At 42.9% G+C, this 17,253-nt stretch carries 20 protein-coding genes and 1 pseudogene; 6 read left to right on the forward strand and 15 right to left on the reverse strand.

Annotation, left to right across the window (positions count from 1 at the left end):
* Nucleotides 1–447: 447 nt before the first annotated feature.
* A complete protein-coding gene (locus H8S75_RS30140; RefSeq protein ID WP_187024657.1) occupies nucleotides 448–1,824 on the reverse strand; it encodes an IS1182 family transposase in 1,377 nt (458 codons plus the stop codon).
* 180 nt (nucleotides 1,825–2,004) lie between these two features.
* Here H8S75_RS30140 and H8S75_RS30145 point away from each other — a divergent pair, with 180 nt between their 5' ends.
* The 3 genes from H8S75_RS30145 to mobV all read left to right on the forward strand — a co-directional run bounded on the left by H8S75_RS30145 (nucleotide 2,005) and on the right by mobV (nucleotide 4,050).
* Nucleotides 2,005–2,418, forward strand: coding sequence for a cysteine-rich VLP domain-containing protein (locus tag H8S75_RS30145; protein WP_112481493.1), 414 nt, complete (start codon nucleotides 2,005–2,007; stop codon nucleotides 2,416–2,418).
* Between the two features lie 111 nt (nucleotides 2,419–2,529).
* A complete protein-coding gene (locus H8S75_RS30150) occupies nucleotides 2,530–2,925 on the forward strand; it encodes a replication initiator protein A (RefSeq protein WP_187024658.1) in 396 nt (131 codons plus the stop codon).
* 183 nt (nucleotides 2,926–3,108) lie between these two features.
* The gene (mobV, locus tag H8S75_RS30155; protein WP_112481491.1) at nucleotides 3,109–4,050 is read left to right on the forward strand and encodes a MobV family relaxase; all 942 of its coding nucleotides are present in this window, start codon (nucleotides 3,109–3,111) and stop codon (nucleotides 4,048–4,050) included.
* Nucleotides 4,051–4,226: 176 nt separating this feature from the next.
* Here mobV and H8S75_RS30160 read toward each other — a convergent pair whose 3' ends face one another.
* Nucleotides 4,227–5,465, reverse strand: a complete 1,239-nt coding sequence (locus H8S75_RS30160) for an IS110 family RNA-guided transposase (protein ID WP_112481490.1) — start codon at nucleotides 5,463–5,465, stop codon at nucleotides 4,227–4,229.
* A 291-nt stretch (nucleotides 5,466–5,756) separates the two neighbouring features.
* On the opposite strand from H8S75_RS30160, the gene H8S75_RS30165 reads away from it, so the two are divergent.
* Nucleotides 5,757–5,948: a hypothetical protein gene (locus tag H8S75_RS30165; RefSeq protein ID WP_112481489.1), complete on the forward strand. Its 192-nt coding sequence runs from the start codon at nucleotides 5,757–5,759 to the stop codon at nucleotides 5,946–5,948.
* A 94-nt stretch (nucleotides 5,949–6,042) separates the two neighbouring features.
* Nucleotides 6,043–7,552, forward strand: a pseudogene (locus tag H8S75_RS30170) (recombinase family protein).
* 259 nt (nucleotides 7,553–7,811) lie between these two features.
* On the opposite strand, the gene H8S75_RS30175 reads toward H8S75_RS30170, so the two are convergent.
* The 4 genes from H8S75_RS30175 to H8S75_RS30190 all read right to left on the reverse strand — a co-directional run bounded on the left by H8S75_RS30175 (nucleotide 7,812) and on the right by H8S75_RS30190 (nucleotide 10,525).
* The gene (locus tag H8S75_RS30175; protein ID WP_187024659.1) at nucleotides 7,812–8,468 is read right to left on the reverse strand and encodes an SMI1/KNR4 family protein; all 657 of its coding nucleotides are present in this window, start codon (nucleotides 8,466–8,468) and stop codon (nucleotides 7,812–7,814) included.
* A gap of 608 nt (nucleotides 8,469–9,076) precedes the next feature.
* Nucleotides 9,077–9,340, reverse strand: coding sequence for a TIGR04076 family protein (locus H8S75_RS30180; protein ID WP_187024660.1), 264 nt, complete (start codon nucleotides 9,338–9,340; stop codon nucleotides 9,077–9,079).
* 4 nt (nucleotides 9,341–9,344) lie between these two features.
* Nucleotides 9,345–9,653, reverse strand: a complete 309-nt coding sequence (locus tag H8S75_RS30185) for an antibiotic biosynthesis monooxygenase (RefSeq protein WP_155560796.1) — start codon at nucleotides 9,651–9,653, stop codon at nucleotides 9,345–9,347.
* 68 nt (nucleotides 9,654–9,721) lie between these two features.
* Nucleotides 9,722–10,525 carry a helix-turn-helix domain-containing protein gene (locus H8S75_RS30190; protein WP_243270527.1) on the reverse strand — a complete coding sequence of 268 codons (804 nt, stop codon included), beginning with the start codon at nucleotides 10,523–10,525 and terminating at the stop codon, nucleotides 9,722–9,724.
* Between the two features lie 171 nt (nucleotides 10,526–10,696).
* Between H8S75_RS30190 and H8S75_RS30195 the strand changes: the two genes are divergently transcribed.
* Entirely contained in the window at nucleotides 10,697–11,086 is a 390-nt protein-coding gene (locus H8S75_RS30195; protein WP_002591421.1) for a helix-turn-helix transcriptional regulator, read from the forward strand.
* A 518-nt stretch (nucleotides 11,087–11,604) separates the two neighbouring features.
* Here the strand turns inward: H8S75_RS30195 and H8S75_RS33190 are convergent.
* The 9 genes from H8S75_RS33190 to H8S75_RS30235 all read right to left on the reverse strand — a co-directional run bounded on the left by H8S75_RS33190 (nucleotide 11,605) and on the right by H8S75_RS30235 (nucleotide 17,240).
* Nucleotides 11,605–11,733: a hypothetical protein gene (locus H8S75_RS33190; RefSeq protein ID WP_002591420.1), complete on the reverse strand. Its 129-nt coding sequence runs from the start codon at nucleotides 11,731–11,733 to the stop codon at nucleotides 11,605–11,607.
* A gap of 46 nt (nucleotides 11,734–11,779) precedes the next feature.
* On the reverse strand, nucleotides 11,780–12,691 hold the full coding sequence (locus H8S75_RS30200; protein ID WP_002591419.1) for a cation diffusion facilitator family transporter: 912 nt from the start codon (nucleotides 12,689–12,691) through the stop codon (nucleotides 11,780–11,782).
* Between the two features lie 10 nt (nucleotides 12,692–12,701).
* Nucleotides 12,702–13,400 (reverse strand): Rv2686c family ABC transporter permease subunit, encoded by a 699-nt coding sequence (locus tag H8S75_RS30205; protein WP_002591418.1) that lies wholly within the window; start codon nucleotides 13,398–13,400, stop codon nucleotides 12,702–12,704.
* Complete coding sequence (locus H8S75_RS30210) at nucleotides 13,397–14,080, reverse strand: fluoroquinolone export ABC transporter permease subunit (RefSeq protein ID WP_002591417.1); 684 nt, start codon at nucleotides 14,078–14,080, stop codon at nucleotides 13,397–13,399. Before H8S75_RS30210 ends, H8S75_RS30205 begins: the two co-directional genes overlap by 4 nt.
* Nucleotides 14,077–14,922 (reverse strand): ABC transporter ATP-binding protein, encoded by an 846-nt coding sequence (locus H8S75_RS30215; protein WP_002591416.1) that lies wholly within the window; start codon nucleotides 14,920–14,922, stop codon nucleotides 14,077–14,079. Before H8S75_RS30215 ends, H8S75_RS30210 begins: the two co-directional genes overlap by 4 nt.
* A gap of 103 nt (nucleotides 14,923–15,025) precedes the next feature.
* On the reverse strand, nucleotides 15,026–15,607 hold the full coding sequence (locus H8S75_RS30220; RefSeq protein ID WP_187024662.1) for a TetR/AcrR family transcriptional regulator: 582 nt from the start codon (nucleotides 15,605–15,607) through the stop codon (nucleotides 15,026–15,028).
* A gap of 239 nt (nucleotides 15,608–15,846) precedes the next feature.
* Nucleotides 15,847–16,215 (reverse strand): hypothetical protein, encoded by a 369-nt coding sequence (locus H8S75_RS30225; protein ID WP_243270528.1) that lies wholly within the window; start codon nucleotides 16,213–16,215, stop codon nucleotides 15,847–15,849.
* Between the two features lie 19 nt (nucleotides 16,216–16,234).
* Nucleotides 16,235–16,768, reverse strand: coding sequence for a hypothetical protein (locus tag H8S75_RS30230; RefSeq protein ID WP_187024664.1), 534 nt, complete (start codon nucleotides 16,766–16,768; stop codon nucleotides 16,235–16,237).
* A 16-nt stretch (nucleotides 16,769–16,784) separates the two neighbouring features.
* Entirely contained in the window at nucleotides 16,785–17,240 is a 456-nt protein-coding gene (locus H8S75_RS30235) for a zinc-finger-containing protein (RefSeq protein WP_002591412.1), read from the reverse strand.
* Between the last annotated feature and the right edge of the window lie 13 nt (nucleotides 17,241–17,253).

Here is a 17,253-nt window from a genome sequence, read left to right on the forward strand (position 1 = left end):
TACATTGTTGTACGGGTTAAGGGATTTATCCCCTTTCCTTGTTCTGATAATGACAATTCTTTGTCTGATTGCACATATTTTTTCCATTCCTCTAAAGTTATCACTTTCCCTATCCGTTCAACATATATGTCCATACAATCTCCTCCTTTTTGTATTCTACCACAATTCCGAGAGCGTGGAAATAGTGAGTTTTCCGGGCTGATTTCCGACTTTATGGATATACGGGGCAGGCGGTCATTTAGGTGTAGACTTATCTTAGTTCATCGGTGAACAGCACCTTGAAAATCAAATGACCGTCCGAAAAGGAATATCCCGGCATGGGAAGCACCGCAACGAGCCACTTCGGGACAAAATGGAGCTGTTGACAAACCCATCTAAAATGCATAATAAGTAAAATGAATGAGTGCAGATAAGGGAAAAAGGGCAAAAAAAGAACGCCTTTCGGCGCTATTCCAGACAGTTTACCATCCGTTTTAGGTTTAATGCCGTCGCCGACAAAAGGCAGTGCTCCTCCGCTGCCTCCAACCCTCGCCGTAACAGGCGTTTTAAATTGTGCCGCGCTTTCTGTGCTGCAAAACTGCCCTCACACCAGATTTGGCGCAGCCGTAACGCCTCTCGATGGCCCGCACTGCCGCCTGCGTCATGGTTTTTCTTGACCGCCGCTTCAAAGATATTAACCTGCAGGCGGCGGCTGGGGAAACTTCCTGTCAGGCAGGCATTTTTAAACGGACATATTTGACAGTTGCTTTTTTCGGCGCGGTATTCCCGATATACCCCATACTCATTTCTTTGCAAACGTTTCAGCGGCAGCCCTTTCCCACCAGGGCATTGGAACGTATCCGTTTCGGATTCGTAGGTAAAATCAGACCGGGTAAAGCTGGATTTGTAGTTCGGCTTCTCATGGTTGATGGGGGTATAAAACCGGATCCCTCTTTCCTGCATCTGCTGATGAACCAGGCTAATGTCGTAACCGCTGTCTGCTCCGGCGCTCTCAATAGCAAACCCAAGTGTCTGGTGGATCGCATCAATCCGTTCCACATAGGGGGTGGCATCCGTCACATTCCCTGGTGTTGTATAAACGTCCACGATGATTCCGTTAGCGGTGTCTAGGCTTTGGTGGGACAGGTAATGCATTCCCTCCGGTTTGCCTTTGCGTTTGTAAAAACCTGCTTCTGGGTCGGTTCGGCTTACCCGTTTCGAGATGATTTTAGGAGTGGTTTCCCGGCGGGCTACCGGTTCTTTGTGGGGGAGCTTCCCTGCATTCTCCAGCCGTGTACGCTCGACTTGTTCGTATTCATCCAGCTTGGACAGATACCCGCAAGCGGCCTTCTCCACTTCTACAACATGCTCAGACTGGCGGGAGGCATTCGCTTTGACATGGGTGGAATCGGTTACGATCAGTTTCCCATCCACCAGCCCCTTTTCCATGCATTGGCGGACAATCTGCAAAAACAGAGTTCGGTACAGCTCCTTTGAGCGAAACCGCCTGCGCCGGTTTTGGGATAGGGTGGAGTGGTCCGGAACACGCTCGTCCAAATCCAGCCCTAAAAACCAGCGGTATGCCATGTTTACCTGAATTTCCTGCTCTAAACGGCGCTCTGATTCGATGCCATATAGAAATCCGATCAACAAATATTTTACTAGAACCACCGGATCGATACAGGGCCGCCCGTTATTGTGACAGTAGAATGCTTTCGTTTCTTCCCGTATAAACGAGAAATCAGCCAGTCGATTCAGTTTTCGTAAGAAGTGATTTTCCGGCACAAGATTTTCGATTGTAATCATGTGAAATTTTATTTGTTTATTTTCAGAATTCGTCATCATACGTATGTCCCCCATGTCCTTTTATATCAATTTTATCATATGGGGAGTCTTTTATATAGACTTTGTCAACAGCTCCAAAATGTCCCGAAGTCCGGGGAGCGTGCCAACGTCGGAATAAGCCGCAGGAATGGGGCAGGAAGCCTTTTCGGGGAGAACGGCAACAGAGAAACGGAGGAACGCATGAAAGAAAATTTATACAAGCGATTGCCGCCCGTAGAGCGCAGGCCGGACGGCTCCCTCTACCGCATGACGCCGGCGCAGAGGAAACAGGCAAACAGCCTGATACGCCGGGAGTGTTGCAACTGCGAGGGCGGGGATTGTATCGCTCTTGATGACGGGGACGCTCACACCTGCCCGCAGATGATTTCTTTCTCCGTCTGCTGTAAGTGGTTTCGCTGGTCGGTCTTGACGCAGGACGGAACGCTGGAAGCAGAGATTTTCCGGGGAAAGAACTTGAAACGTTGTGAGGTCTGCGGCGGCGTGTTCGTCCCAAAGTCCAACCGGGCGAAATACTGCCCGGACTGCGCCGCCAGAGTTCACAGGCAGCAGAAAGCGGAAAGTGAACGGAAAAGGAGGTCGAGCGTGGACAATTAGGCGGGGAAAAGTCCTTGATTTGCAAGGCTTCCAGAGGGCAGAACCGGGGGAAGTGGTATAAAGTATCACCCTCCCCCGGAAATGCCGTTCTAACTGTCCACAAAGCACACTATGACAAACATGATTTATATTCATCAGCCGAAGAAATCGGTCAGCTTCACCCGGCTCTCGAATTTTCTCTTTGAAGCCCCCACATTCACAGCTTTGTCCAATGAAGCAAAGATATTGTACGCCTTTATCCTGCGCCGGACGGAGTTGTCCCGCAAGAACGGCTGGTCGGACGAGTACGGGCGCATTTTCCTGTACTATCCAATCTACGAGGTGGTCGCCTTGCTCCACTGTGGGCGGCAGAAAGCGGTCAACACTCTACGGGAGTTACAATATGCGGGGCTTGTGGAGATACAGAAACAGGGCTGTGGAAAACCCAACCGTATCTATCCAAAATCCTATGAAGCGGTTTCAAACACCGACTTCAAGAAATCCGGTTCCGGTACGCCGGAGGGCTGAAAACCGCACGCATGGAGTACGATAATCAATCCTCTTGAAGTACGAAAACCGGACGGAAGATAGAAATACAGAGATTAAACAGATTTATTTATATCAATTCCATTCCAATCCTATCAGAGATATTTCCGGCGGGATTTTCCTGTGGAAAAGTCCCGGATAGGAAAGGAATGGGGAAAGGAGTTTATGGCACAACACGCAATTTTGCGATTTGAGAAGCATAAAGGCAATCCGGCAAGGCCGCTGGAAGCCCACCACGAACGGCAAAAGGAACAGTACGCCAGCAATCCTGACATTGACACGAGCCGGAGCAAGTACAACTTTCACATCGTCAAGCCGGAGGGACGCTATTACCATTTCATTCAGAGCCGCATTGAACAGGCGGGGTGCAGGACACGAAAGGACAGCACCCGGTTTGTGGATACGCTCATAACCGCCAGCCCGGAGTTTTTCAAGGGCAAGTCCCCAAAGGAGATACAAGCCTTTTTTCAGCGGGCGGCGGACTTCCTCATTGACCGGGTAGGCCGGGAAAATATCGTGTCGGCGGTGGTACACATGGACGAGAAAACGCCCCACCTACATTTGACTTTCGTTCCGCTGACAAAGGACAACCGCCTGTGCGCCAAAGAAATCATAGGCAACCGGGCGAATTTGACGAAGTGGCAGGACGATTTTCACGCCTATATGGTGGAGAAATATCCTGACTTAGAGCGTGGGGAGAGCGCCAGCAAAACGGGACGGAAGCATTTCCCCACCCGGCTTTTCAAGCAGGCGGTCAATCTCTCCAAACAGGCGAGGGCGATTGAAGCCACGCTGGACAGTATTTCTCCGCTGAACGCCGGGAAGAAGAAAGAAGAAGCCCTTGCCATGCTGAAAAAGTGGTTCCCTCAAATGGAGAACTTCTCCGGGCAGTTGAAGAAATATAAGGTCACGATCAATGACCTGCTGGAAGAAAATCAAAAGCTGGAAGCGAGAGCCAGAGCCAGCGAAAGCGGCAAGATGAAAGACCGCATGGAACGGGCGAAACTGGAAAGCGAATTGCAGGATATTCAAAGGCTGGTTGACCGTATCCCGCCGGACGTGCTGGCAGAAGTAAAGCGGCAACAGCGATACACAAAGGAAAGGTGATTGAATATAAGCAGAATTTCACGCCGCCCCTATGCGGCATTGTACCTTGCTACGAAAATAAAACTCGTAGCCAAGACCTGAACCTTGACAACAAATGTTTTCAACAATCATGAAAGCATCGCTAAAAAGCAGTCACGATATTGGCTGCCAACAGTGAAATATGAATCAAAGATGGGCTAACCTTGGGCTTCTACATGATAACCATGTTTTTCCAATTCCCGTATATACCGGGAAATCTGCTTTTGCTCACAGTTTTTACGCCTGACTTCAAAACAGGCTTCATTAAAAAGAGTCCCTTGTTTTAGCATTGTATAGATGATAACAAGTAGTTTCCTGGCAAGAGCAACAATGGCCTTTTTCGCACCTTTTTTCTGTTTGATTCTCCAATACCAGGCAGAAAGATAAGAGTTTCGTTTTCCGGCAATTACCCAGGCGATTTCACAGAGCATACTTTTTATGTACGGATTGCCTTTCGTGACAGATGTGCTTTTTCGTTTTCCCGCACTCTCATTATTTCCGGGACATAGACCAGCCCATGAACAGATATGCTCTGCGGTTTTAAATGGTTTCATATCAACTCCGATTTCAGCAATAATTGCACAGGAAGCGGTGGTGCTTATCCCATAAATGCTATTCAACTGTTCCACTTGCAGAATAAATGGTTCCATATCTTGCTCGAGATCTTTTTCGATTTGATTCAGATGTTCTTTTAGAGAATCATAATGGTTCATGAGGATTCTGAGAAACGCTTTCTGATGTTCCGAGAGAGTTCCATTTACGGCCATGAGGATTTCATCTATACGGCTTCTTGTCTTTGTTTTTAAGCAGGAGTCCAAAGCAGTCCGATCGATTTGACCATGCTCAATCAGGTGCAGAATGATGTTCCTGCCGGAAGTACCAAAAATATCAGAAATGAAAGAAGACAAACGGAAGCCGGAACTTTGTAAAAATTTCTCAATCCTGTTTTTCTGGGATGTAATATCACGGATGAGGCTCTTACGGTAACGGTTTAAGTCCCGAAATTCCCGAATTCTTTTTTCGGGAATAAAGCTGCCATTCAGCAGCCCGGCACGGAGTAGGGTAGAAATCCACTCGGAATCTCGCATGTCTGTTTTTTTGCCGGGAACATTCTTCATATGGCGTGCATTTACAACCAGCAAAGTAATATCTCCAGAGAATGAGTCTTCCAGTATTTCATAAATAGGCAGCCAGTAAATGCCTGTGCTTTCCATAGCGACATGATGGCAGTTTTGAGAAACGATCCAATCCCGCAAGGCGATCATATCTGGGATTAGGGTGGAAAATTCCCGGATTTCGGAATGTGTTGGCTTACCCAAAGGACCAGACAGGATACATGCAACAATTTTTTCTTTGTGGACATCCAGTCCACAGGAAATTTCCAGAAGGTCTTTCATACAGAACATCTCCTTTGCAATAGAATTGGCAGGAGATTTGCCCGAGATAATACGGACTTTGCTACTCGTGCTATCCATAAAAGGTGCGACAATATGCTGTGCTCAAGGGCAAAACATTTACGTTGACAAACGGGGTGCAAATTCCTCCAAGGTGCAATCAAATTTAATCCTGCCTAAGACTATTGTAAGGCAGAATAAGAAATAAAAAAAGTAGTGGAGCCAATACCCTATTTTCATCATAGGCTGAGATAAGCTTTCATGATTCGTTGAAAATTGAATATGGGAGGTTCTATGGAGCATATCAGATACAAGAAAGAAACAGAGGTCGTGACTTTTCAGGGAAAGGAAATCACGCTGGAAAATCTCTCCCCGGTGTTCACGCCGGAGCAGGAAGCGGCGAAACGCCGGGAGTTGGAGCAACAGCTTTATGAGGTGTTCCGCAAGTACGCCGATAAACGGCAGAATGAGAACGCCGGGGCGTAAGGTTTTCCAAAGCCACCGTTGATTTGCGGGGCTGCTGGCGATATAATATAAGTGTCAGCAGCTCCGTTTCTTTTTTAAGAAAAGGAGCGACAATATGAACAACAGAATAGACGCAATCTATGCAAGACAATCGGTGGACAAAAAGGACAGCATTTCCATTGAAAGCCAGATTGAATTTTGCAAATACGAATTGAAAGGCGGTAACTGCAAGGAATACACAGACAAAGGGTACAGCGGCAAGAACACAGACCGTCCGAAGTTTCAGGAACTGGTGCGGGATATTAAGCGGGGCTTGATTGCAAAGGTCATTGTCTACAAACTTGACCGTATCAGCCGTTCCATTCTGGACTTCGCAAACATGATGGAACTGTTCCAGCATTACAACGTGGAGTTTGTTTCCTCTACGGAGAAGTTTGACACCTCCACTCCTATGGGGCGGACTATGCTGAATATCTGTATCGTGTTCGCCCAGCTTGAACGGGAAACGATACAGAAGCGGGTGACGGACGCTTATTATTCCCGCAGTCAGCGGGGCTTCAAAATGGGCGGCAAGGCTCCCTATGGTTTCCACACCGAGCCTATCAAAATGGACGGTATCAACACAAGAAGCTGGTGGTAAAACCGGAGGAAGCGGCGAATATCCGGCTCATGTTCGAGATGTACGCCCAGCCTACAACCTCCTCCGGGGACATTACCCGGTATTTTGCTGAACAGGGGATTTTATTCAACGGCAAAGAACTGATACGCCCCACGCTGGCGCAGATGTTACGCAATCCCGTCTATGTGCAGGCAGACCTCGATGTGTACGAATTTTTCAAAAGCCAGGGGACGGTCATTGTCAATGACGCCGCCGACTTTACGGGCATGAACGGGTGCTATCTGTATCAGGGGCGGGACGTGAAGCCGGACAAGGCGCAAAATCTCAAAGACCAAATGCTGGTGCTGGCTCCGCATGAGGGGATTGTCCCCTCGGACGTATGGCTGACCTGCCGCAAGAAGCTGATGAACAACATGAAAATCCAGTCTGCCCGGAAAGCCACCCACACATGGCTGGCGGGGAAAATCAAATGCGGGAACTGCGGATATGCTCTTATGAGTATCTTCAATCCGTCCGGCAAGCAATATCTCCGCTGTACAAAGCGGCTGGATAACAAGAGTTGCCCCTGCTGTGGGAAAATCATCACTTCGGAACTGGAAGCGGTCACTTATCAGCAAAGGTGAAGAAGCTGGACAGCTACAAGACGCTGACGGGCAGGAAGAAAGCGGCAAAAGCCAACCCGAAAATCGCCGCCCTGCAAGTGGAGCTTGCTCATGTGGACAGTGAGATTGAAAAGCTGGTAGACAGTCTGACAGGCGCAAACAATGTCCTGCTCTCCTATGTGAATGTGAAGATTGCCGAACTGGACGGACGCAAGCAGGAACTACTGGCGCAGATAGCGGAGCTGACGGTGGAAGCCATAAGCCCGGAACAGGTCAGCCAGATTTCCGGCTACCTCGACACTTGGGAGAATGTATCCTTTGACGACAAGCGGCGGGTGGTGGACTTAATGCTCACTACCATAGCCGCCACAAGCGACAGCTTGAATATCACATGGAAAATCTGACGGGCGGCACACCTCCCGTCAGATACCTACCCTGTGTAGTCCCTTGTAAACTGCACTTTCCAAAACTCGAAATATAATTTAAAAAGAGATATGTTATTGTTCTGCCGGATGTATCCAGGTGCCAGTATTCTCCGGCTTATACATGCAACAGCAAAGAAGCCTTTAGATAAAAGAATAAAAGCAAGGAAGTGATAAAATAAGCAATAAAATATTATTAGTAGATAATAAAAGGGGTATTGTAGATTTAATTGCAGAAATTTTACAGTTTCAAGGTGTCCTGATACCACTCATAGGTAGGCTTTACACCTTCCTCCTGTTCATACTTGTTTTCCAATTCCCCATAAAAATACCAATCCAATAATACTTTTAGATTTGGTAAAGCCGCCTGCCCGTGAAGCAAACCATCTTCACCAAGGTATTGCTCATCCCAATCAAAATCTTCATGGTCAAACCATACCAAAGACCATGTGTCTTCATCGTCCCCGTCCACCATCTCCTCTGGCTTAGAAAGGTCTATACACAAAGGCCCCCAGCCCGCGCCCCAGTCTCCAATCGGAATCAGATTCCGAAAGCAGCCCTCCGGCAATTCACAAAAATCCCGAATCTCCTGCAGGATTTCCATCTGCTCTGATATGTCCTTCATTGTTCTCGGACAGTCAAACCTTAACCATAGGGGGCCAAAATCTCCCATGTCGTAGATAGTGGCACATATATGAATACTTTTTTGAGGAAGTGCGAAAGAGGTCAAAAATGTTCTGTAAAGAGATGGCAGGGTCACTTGATGTTGCTGTTCAAAAACAGCAATTTCCTGTTCTGTGATAGTGGATAGATCAAATTTCTCTCCAGGAAACCAACCACGTTCCTTTAATTTTAGGCAGGCCTGTTCGACATAGATTTTTTCTTCCTGCGACAACATATTATCATCTCCCTAAGTGGTTTATTCTTTAATGTATATGAATATAATAATCAATTCTCTCCCCAGCAAATTGCAATATAGTTTTTAATTATTCAAGCCATACGTTTCATTTTCTAACTCTATTTCTATCTTTTCCTCATCTTCTCCCATTGACCTTCTCCACTTTTCTGAGTTTTGAGTATATGTAACTATGCATATTATCATTTGAATTATACCAAAAATTTGGCATATAAACAATAAATCATACAATGATTTTATTACATACGCTTACTGCTATTACTACTGAAGTAGTCAAGCAGGATACGGCTATCTTTGACATACATCTCCCTCAGATTACCATATATTTATATAACTCATCACATTTTTACATTTTCAGAGCATAGTTAGCCTTTTATACTGCTAATGAAGTCCACTTATAGCCTTTTTCACTAAGCATAGCTTTCATCAATGCCGTACCTATCCACATAAATGGAAATTGCAAGGGTGTTTCATCATCAATATGGTGAGTATGATTTTACCACTAGCTCCGAAGTGAATTAGCAAAGAAAAGAGGGTAAACCGTATACAGGTGTCCATGTACAATATTAAATGATTTTTCGCTTAAATAATTAGTCCTCAATCAGAGTAACTTTGAAAACAACATACCCATTATCAGGACAAGCCAAATTTCCTTTTGACTTTGGGTTTTCTTCCAAATTAAAGGTAGCTCCATTGTGTAGGGCGACTTGAATAGGAAACAAAGCCATGTAAGCACCTCCACAAAATGGAGTACAGGGAGTATTCATACCCTCACATTGAAATACGTCCCCTACCTTATATCCACATGAACAATGCCCTGTTACCTTTTCAATTTGATATTCAAACTTTTTCACTTTTTTATCCCCATATTTTTATTTGTGGTAATATGCTCATTTTGACACTTGCAGCGTCAAGTGCTTTTACAAAAGGGGCTGCTTCCTCATCTTGAAACATTTTATCAGAAGCAGCCTTGAGTTCTTCCATTGAAGCCCAATGCTGTATCATAGTCCATTCCCTGTTTTCTTCGTTATAGAGAAGTTCCGTGTCAATAAAACCCTGTTGCTTTGAATGATAGTCCTTTTCAAGCGAGTCCACAATGCTGATAAAGCTGTCTTTTGTTACCTCCTGTAAAGTTTTCATTGTTACGATTTCCGTTGCAATAGACATAAAAATACCTCCTGTTTTTTTCATAGTCTACATAAAATAGAACAAGAGGTATAGTAGAAAATCGACTGTCATAGGTATTTGTATTTAACATTCTCTTTTACAGTAGCTTTCTCTGTCTGAAAGGTGCGTGGTGCTGTTCCCGAAAAACGTGTAAACTCTTTTATAAAATATGATTGGTCAGTAAAATTATTATCGTAAGTAATATCGGTTAAACTAATATGTTGATGTACTAATTGATTACATGTATTCTGGAAACGTTTTATACGACGCAAAATTTTCGGAGTATAGCCCGTATGGTATAAAACCATTCTCTCAAATGTTTTTATGCTTATTGACCGTTTATCGCAAAAAGATTTGATAGATATATCATCACTAATTGTTATAAAGTCTGATATTAGCTGTGCTTTGTCCGCAAAATCTTGCTTTATAGATAACTCCTCAATCAAAGTATTTTCAATTTCAGCTATGATTTTTTCAGTAGTATCATTACTGACTGCTTTTTTTAACTTTTCTCCTAAACTGTATGAAAGCCCGTTTAGATCAACCACTTTGTTTTGAACTTCCTTAAGTGATTTATGCACAAAGGGATATAGCCCATGAGGATAAAATGATATACCAAAAATACGAATGGTTTTTTCTTGATGGATAAAACTGTACTTACTACGTAGTCCATTGATATGAAAAGGGGGTGCTATTATTTTATTACATTCAGTTTCATATACCACATCATCAGCCAAATTCAATATAACATCAATACAATCTGTTGGAAGAAGTTTATAGTGTATGTCTGCATTTGCGGCTTCAATGTGCCAAAAAAATTTCACCCACGGAATGAGACATTCGTTTTTAGTTGCATAACGGGTAATATTCAAAATGTTAATCACCTCCAATCGAAACTTTCTATGTATCATTATAAATGTTTGACCTCAAAAATATCAACATATTACTTGCAAATACTATGTTCTATTCTAATCAACACTATGATATGTGAACTCATATCCAAAGCAGAAAGGTGAACGGTAAAATGTAATAGGATGAAAAATATGAAGCAGGACAAAGTAAAGTATGATTTTAAGGCTTTCGGGCAAGCCATTAAAGAAGCAAAAAAGGCAAAGGGCATATTGCGCAACCAGTTAGCGGACAGACTGAACATTGCGCCGCGTTATATTGCGTCCATTGAGAACAGCGGACAGCATCCAAGCCTACAAATCTTCTATGAGCTTGCCACCTTTTTAGATGTGTCGGTAGACCAGTTCTTTTTCCCGAACGTGGAAACGGAAAAATCTACCGGGCGGCGGCAGCTTGACAGTCTGCCTGCCGATATGAGCAACCGGGATTTAACAATTATAACGGCAACTGCAAAGGTAATACAGGAAGCCCACAGCAAGGAAACCTTTGCTGTGGGGGGGCACGCGATAGAAAGGCATTTTTGAGGGAAAAGGTATATTTCCCTTGCCCGGTCAAAACCGCGCCCGTAAAGCCCCATGATACAAGGCTTCCTTTGCCCCTACTGCGTGACATGAGGGCATAAAAAAGCGGCGTTCCTGTTTTCCCGTGTGGGAATAGGTAACGCCGCCTGTCTGGTGGTGTGTTGTGTTTCTCTATTTGATTGCTGATGTGCCACGCCATTTCCAAACGGCGGTATGGGGTCTATCTTCAAAAGGATTTCGGCGGCATATCAAAGCCAACTCCGTAAGTAGTAAATTGGTAGTAAAATCAGCCTACAATCCTTTGAAAACACCCGTAAATCAAGGAGTTTCCGAGATAATCATTGAATTTATAGAAAATAAGGACATAGCGATACCTCCTTGATACCGCCGTGTCCTTAAAAAAGGCGAATTTAATACACCCTCCGTAATCCAATTTTTGAAAAAGGAAAACGGCGGTTTTATTTCAACTGCCGTTTTGCGCTGCTACACAGATAGCAGTTTTCCCTTTTAGTTGCTCTTTACTAATCTTCATCATTATGCGGACGCTTTTTGGGATTCTTTTTATCGTTGTATTTTTTCATAATAACCATTTTAAGTAAGCCAACGACAATCAAAACCGCAATCATGATAATCCACCAGTATTGTTCCATAACCTACTTCACCTCCTTTCAGTGACCTTAAATCCTCTTCCCCGTCCTATGCAGAATGGGAAAGTTCATTAGTATTAACATGTACCATACAATGTTTACATTGTGGAAAGCTGTTTTCAATCGCCTGATGGACTCCCTCGGCAATTCTGTGAGCGTCATAAAGAACTAAACTGCCATCGGCTAATATTTCAATGTCTACATACATTTTCGCTCCAAACATGCGGGTTTTTAAATCGTCAATACCCTCAACCCCTTGCTGTTGAAGTACAAGTTCCCGAATCTTTGTTTCAGTAGTGTTGTCACAGCTATGATCCACCATTTTGTTAATGCTTTCTCTGAAAATGTCCAAAGCGGCTTTTAAGATACAACCGCAAATCACAACGCTTGCAATAGGGTCAAGAATGGCATAACCCAAACGCGCTCCTAAAATGCCAATTAAAGAACCGACTGACGAGAGTGCGTCAGAGCGGTGGTGCCATGCGTCAGCCATAAGTGCGTCAGAATTTGTATGCTTTGCAGCACCTCTTGTAAACCAGTACATCCACTCTTTTATTACAATGGATAAGACTGCCGCCGTGAGTGCGATTCTACCGGGTACGGAAAGTGTATTGTACTGCCCTGAATAGATTTTGTTAATGCCTGAATATCCAATTCCGGCTCCTGTTACAGCCAATGCAACAGCAAGAATAATGGAAGCCACACATTCCATACGCTCATGCCCATAGGGGTGTTCTTTATCAGGTCGTTTTTCTGATATTTTAATTCCAACCATCACAACGATTGTGCTTAATACATCAGAAGCCGAGTGGACAGCATCTGACAGCATGGCGCTTGACTTTCCTATATATCCGGCGACAAATTTAAGCAGCGATAAAATCAGGTTGATGATTAGTGTAATTGTGGAAACCCGGATTGCCGTATTTACATTTTCGTTTGGCAGGATTTTATTTTTTTTCATATATGCCCCCTTATCCTGCCAGCTTCCGAAACAGACGTTTTATAAGGAAGTAGTACCAGATCAAAGCTACTACCAATGCTATGGGAAAATAAAGAACTGCTTCATTCTGTACGGCTTTTGCTACCCAAAATGATGGGAGGAAGCCAACCGCGAACTGGTAGTAACTATCTATAAAGAAAGGAACTGGAATGCCTAACAGTGTAAGTGCAGAAAGTTTTGTTACAGCCATACCCTCTAATTTATTACCGGACAAGGTAATAATCATAAGTGAAACAATGATCGCCTGTACCGAGCCGAGAAGTGCTAAACCAATCATCATACTAGTGGGTAGCTTTTCTAATGAGAAAAGCAAAAGTACGATAAAAGCAATGACCGCTGAAATAATTGCGGGTACTACCAACCTTGTAAAGAGATACCCCGCCTTACCAAGAGGGGTAATTGAAAAGTACCGCGATACTTTATCATCAATTTCCTCTAACGTAATCATGGCAAATGCAAAACAAAGCAGTACAGGAGCCATGATAGAAAGCAATAAATCAAAAATCGGATAGTATCCTTGTAAAGAAAACTTTGTTATTCTTTCAAAAAATGGAATACCAAATTTGATTAAAGCTCCCATAATAAAAGGGGTGAAGCAAGCCGCAAACATCATAGGGTCGCTTTTGATTTGCTTAAATACTTGTATGGCACTGGATAGTATCTTTTTCATAGCTTTACACCTCCCAAACTTTTCCACATATGCTCAACTGTATCCCTTGCAATTATGTAGAGGATAATCAGCGTAGCAATTACAATTACCATATCGAACGATAGTAACATACTTTTTCCAGTTATAAGGTTCATACAAGCCATGAACGGAAAAAAGCAAAACACATCTGGTAAAGTCACAAACAGACCAGCAATAGGTGGAACAAAGCAAACAATTTCTATCGGCATAATTACAATAAGAAACTGGTTCAAGTTTGAAATCTTTGTAGCTGCAATAATTCCAAGCATAGTAAAGATTGCTGATGTCAAAGCAGTACCAACTGCGATACCAAGCAAATGATTGCTGCCGGAAACTAACCCTAATATCAATGCAATTACCGTAGAAATAGCAATCAACGCAACTGTTTTTGAAAGTATATATTCAGATATTTTTACAGGAGATACCACCATAGCATTTAATACCTTTTGACTTTTTTCCAAAAGAACAATCGCTCCCATGAAAAACAATCCCATTGCTGCCGGGTCAGAGTATATCATAATAGAAGCAATATCCGTTTTCCAATGTTCGGGCAAAGCGGCAATCCCACACACATATAAAACGGTTAAAATAAAGTAGATAAAATAGAAACCATATTTCCATTGGAAATGTATATCACCACAAATTAAACGTCCCAATCTCATTGAAGTGTCCTCCCTGTAATATCTACAAAAATATCATTTAATGTAGGCTCACTGCTATGAATGGAAAGCAGACGGTTTTCGGAAATTAAGTTTTTCAATAACTTATCTTCTGTGGTTCTATCAAGCAGACATTCTCCCGTTTTCTCACCTTTGTCATAGTAGGTATATTGTATTTTTGCAGCCCCCCTTGACATAATCAAATTATGCGGACTATCCAATGCGCTTACTTTTCCGGCAACGATAAAGGCTACCTGATCACATAGCTCTGTTGCGTCAAACATATTGTGAGTAGTAATGATAACCGTTTTTCCACGTTTCTTTTCTGCAAGGATAATATCTTTCATCAAACGATTATTCGTAGGGTCAAGACCGCTTGTCGGTTCATCAAGGAATAATATGTCTGGGTCATGTATCAACGCTTTGATAAAATTCAAGCGGGAACGCATACCTTTGGAAAAATCGCCAACCTTTTTATCTCCGTCATTTTCCAATCCAACCATATGCAATAGTTCGTCAATAGACCGGGGCTGCTTTTCATACAGAGAAGCAAAATAGGCGAGATTTTGTCGTGCAGTGAATTTCTCATAACAGGTTGAAAATTCAAAATCAACACCGATATTTTCATAAAACCGATTTGTACGCTCCCGTATTTCTGTACCTGCAACTTTTACGCTGCCTTTATATTTTGTATTAAGTCCGGTCAAAACTTTTTGAATGGTTGATTTTCCGGCACCAGAAGGGCCCAAAAATCCAAAAATTTCTCCTTTCCCAACATGGAAACTTACATTCTCGACAAACGGTTTGTCAGTATAGCTAAAATACAGTTTTTTTACATCAATCATTATTTTGTCCTCCTCAGACTTTATGACTCATAAAAATATATAGTCATACAAACTGTAAAAAATATGTTTGGCTATCTGCCTGTCAAATAACCAAACAAAATTGTTACTCTGCTACTACTTGTTGAACAATGCCATTCACTAAAAGATTTTGTATCATATTCAGTTCTTTATCCTCCTTGAACTGTTCCAAACAGGATAAAACAGAATACAGGGATTTTATGATAACCGTATGCGGAATCGTAAAAATAACCCCTAAATCTTCAAGCATTTTTAGTATACGTATATCATTGTGCATATGACTGTCAAATATATCTGGCGAAAGTTTCCTTTGCAGATAGTCCATTAAAGACAAATCGATCTGCGAAAGAATAGGAGAATTAATCAACCCAGTTACCCCCAAAGTGATAACATCTTTTGTTAAGTCCCTATGATTTTCATACTTTCTTCCTTTAATTGTTGTTTCAATATTAGTAAATAGCTCTTTCTGTAAGCGAAAATTGATTTCTACATATAGGTGTTCTTTACTCGGATAAAAAGCGTAGAATGAACCTTTCGATATATTTACAGCAGCTACTAAATCATCAACCGTTACTTTTTTCAAGCCGTGTGCTGCAAACAGCTTTTCCCCCTCTATCAAAAGTTTCCTGTTTATGATTTCTTTTTCTTGTTCTGTAAAGCGCGGCAATTTTCCTCACCTCCTTATGACTAAATATTTTATATCGTCATATAGAATATATCACTTGCTTTCTTTGTTGTCAAGAGATAGTCTAAAATTATTTTATAAAAAAATCTGGCATATAAATAATAAATCATACAATGATTTTACTACATACGCTTACTGCTATTACTACTGAAGTAGTCAAGCAGGATACAGCTATCTTTGACATACTTAACCCTCAGATTACTATATATTTCTATAACTCATCACATTTCCTCCACCCCCAGCAAAATATCATTCTTCAAGAAAAATCGGTACACAATCCCTTTCCTCACCCCGCTCTGAACCGGTACCAGAAGCCGCTTTGCCTTGCCTTCCCCATCTACCACCTCAATTTCCCAATATCTTTTTCTGCCCTTACAGTTTTGTATCAGGGTCACTTCTCCCACCAGCGTCTCATATTTCTTCTGGAAAATAACCTGACAAAGGTATAGAAAGTAAAGACCCAGGCCGGTCACGCATAGTATTGTGAGTTTTAAAACACCTTCTCCCTCCTGATGAATCTCCATAAAAACTCCCGCTTCCAGGATACCCAGTATGATACCTGCATTTATGATTAGCTTTTTCATTAACATTTCCGGAACTCCCATCCATTCATGTTTCATATTCATATATTTCTGCCGTTTCAGGCAGCCTTTCTTTTATGGTCTGGTACACGGCCTGCATCTTATCCTCCGGGTAACCAAATGGGCTGACATAGAAAAGACACCGCCGGTTTTCTCCAAACCCACGGATTTCACTCTCACCGCCTTCTGGAATCTGTAGATAAAAACCGCCTGCTTTGGCTTCCCTTATTAGCACCTGAACTTCCTTAAAATAGATTCTGCATTGCTCGTAGTGTTCCTTCTTCCAAGGTTGCCTTGCAACAAAACAACTGGTCTGAATTTCTAAGCAGCATCCTCTTAATGGCATAATCATCTGCTTTAGCTTCCAATAGCGAATTGCGCCTCCAAACATACCACACACACCAAGTCCGATGAATGGTCCACCAATGATGGCCGGAAAACGGGCCGCAAGAAAAAACAGCCCCAATGAGGCTGCTATTCCAAAAACAGGTATCATAATCAATGCTCTATCCCTTTGATCCATTCTGTGGTACATTGGTTTATCTGATGGCTCTAATCTCATGTGCTTATGCCCCCTTTTATGCAGCTCTTTTTCCTTTCCAATTTTCTAATACTCGCTCACACTCCATGATGGTCTGCTCACACATATAATCTGAAAAACATCCGATGTGTGTCTCTTTAGGCGGCAGGTTTAAGCTGCAGGATAACCAGGCATAAACTCCATTTTTGCACATGTACCCACTTTCAATCAGTCTGTTCATGGCACGATGCGCGCGGATTCTTTTATTACGAAGTTCTTTATCCGCCAAAGAGCCCATAGGCTTTTTCGTTCCTCTATGAACTCCTACATAGGAATTGCAATCCGGATATCCGCTGCATACATACAGCATGCTTCCTGCAGTTATCGTATCATCACCATACACATACTCGGCTGGCCGCATAACAGCGTCTCGTCCACAGTAAGGACAAACGGGCATTGCAAGGTTAGGTTTCTTACGCGGATGTATCCGGACTACTTTCTGTTTTTTTTTCATTTCTTCTATCTCC

Origin of the sequence: Hungatella hominis, from assembly GCF_014288005.1 — a bacterium.
In the GTDB taxonomy this organism is placed as follows: Bacteria; Bacillota; Clostridia; order Lachnospirales; family Lachnospiraceae; genus Hungatella; species Hungatella effluvii.

Bases quoted from the DNA above. Each gene is read 5' to 3' on its own strand.
- H8S75_RS30200 (WP_002591419.1), bottom strand. From the start codon at position 12,691: ATGAAAAAAAATAAAATCCTGCCAAACGAAAATGTAAATACGGCAATC.
- H8S75_RS30175 (WP_187024659.1), bottom strand. From the start codon at position 8,468: ATGTTGTCGCAGGAAGAAAAAATCTATGTCGAACAGGCCTGCCTAAAA.
- H8S75_RS30140 (WP_187024657.1), bottom strand. From the start codon at position 1,824: ATGATGACGAATTCTGAAAATAAACAAATAAAATTTCACATGATTACA.
- H8S75_RS30185 (WP_155560796.1), bottom strand. From the start codon at position 9,653: ATGTCTATTGCAACGGAAATCGTAACAATGAAAACTTTACAGGAGGTA.
- H8S75_RS30150 (WP_187024658.1), top strand. From the start codon at position 2,530: ATGACAAACATGATTTATATTCATCAGCCGAAGAAATCGGTCAGCTTC.
- H8S75_RS30235 (WP_002591412.1), bottom strand. From the start codon at position 17,240: ATGAAAAAAAAACAGAAAGTAGTCCGGATACATCCGCGTAAGAAACCT.
- H8S75_RS30165 (WP_112481489.1), top strand. From the start codon at position 5,757: ATGGAGCATATCAGATACAAGAAAGAAACAGAGGTCGTGACTTTTCAG.
- H8S75_RS30215 (WP_002591416.1), bottom strand. From the start codon at position 14,922: ATGATTGATGTAAAAAAACTGTATTTTAGCTATACTGACAAACCGTTT.
- H8S75_RS30205 (WP_002591418.1), bottom strand. From the start codon at position 13,400: ATGAAAAAGATACTATCCAGTGCCATACAAGTATTTAAGCAAATCAAA.
- H8S75_RS33190 (WP_002591420.1), bottom strand. From the start codon at position 11,733: ATGGAACAATACTGGTGGATTATCATGATTGCGGTTTTGATTGTCGTT.
- H8S75_RS30145 (WP_112481493.1), top strand. From the start codon at position 2,005: ATGAAAGAAAATTTATACAAGCGATTGCCGCCCGTAGAGCGCAGGCCG.
- H8S75_RS30230 (WP_187024664.1), bottom strand. From the start codon at position 16,768: ATGAGATTAGAGCCATCAGATAAACCAATGTACCACAGAATGGATCAA.
- mobV (WP_112481491.1), top strand. From the start codon at position 3,109: ATGGCACAACACGCAATTTTGCGATTTGAGAAGCATAAAGGCAATCCG.
- H8S75_RS30160 (WP_112481490.1), bottom strand. From the start codon at position 5,465: ATGAAAGACCTTCTGGAAATTTCCTGTGGACTGGATGTCCACAAAGAA.
- H8S75_RS30195 (WP_002591421.1), top strand. From the start codon at position 10,697: ATGAAGCAGGACAAAGTAAAGTATGATTTTAAGGCTTTCGGGCAAGCC.
- H8S75_RS30210 (WP_002591417.1), bottom strand. From the start codon at position 14,080: ATGAGATTGGGACGTTTAATTTGTGGTGATATACATTTCCAATGGAAA.
- H8S75_RS30225 (WP_243270528.1), bottom strand. From the start codon at position 16,215: ATGTTAATGAAAAAGCTAATCATAAATGCAGGTATCATACTGGGTATC.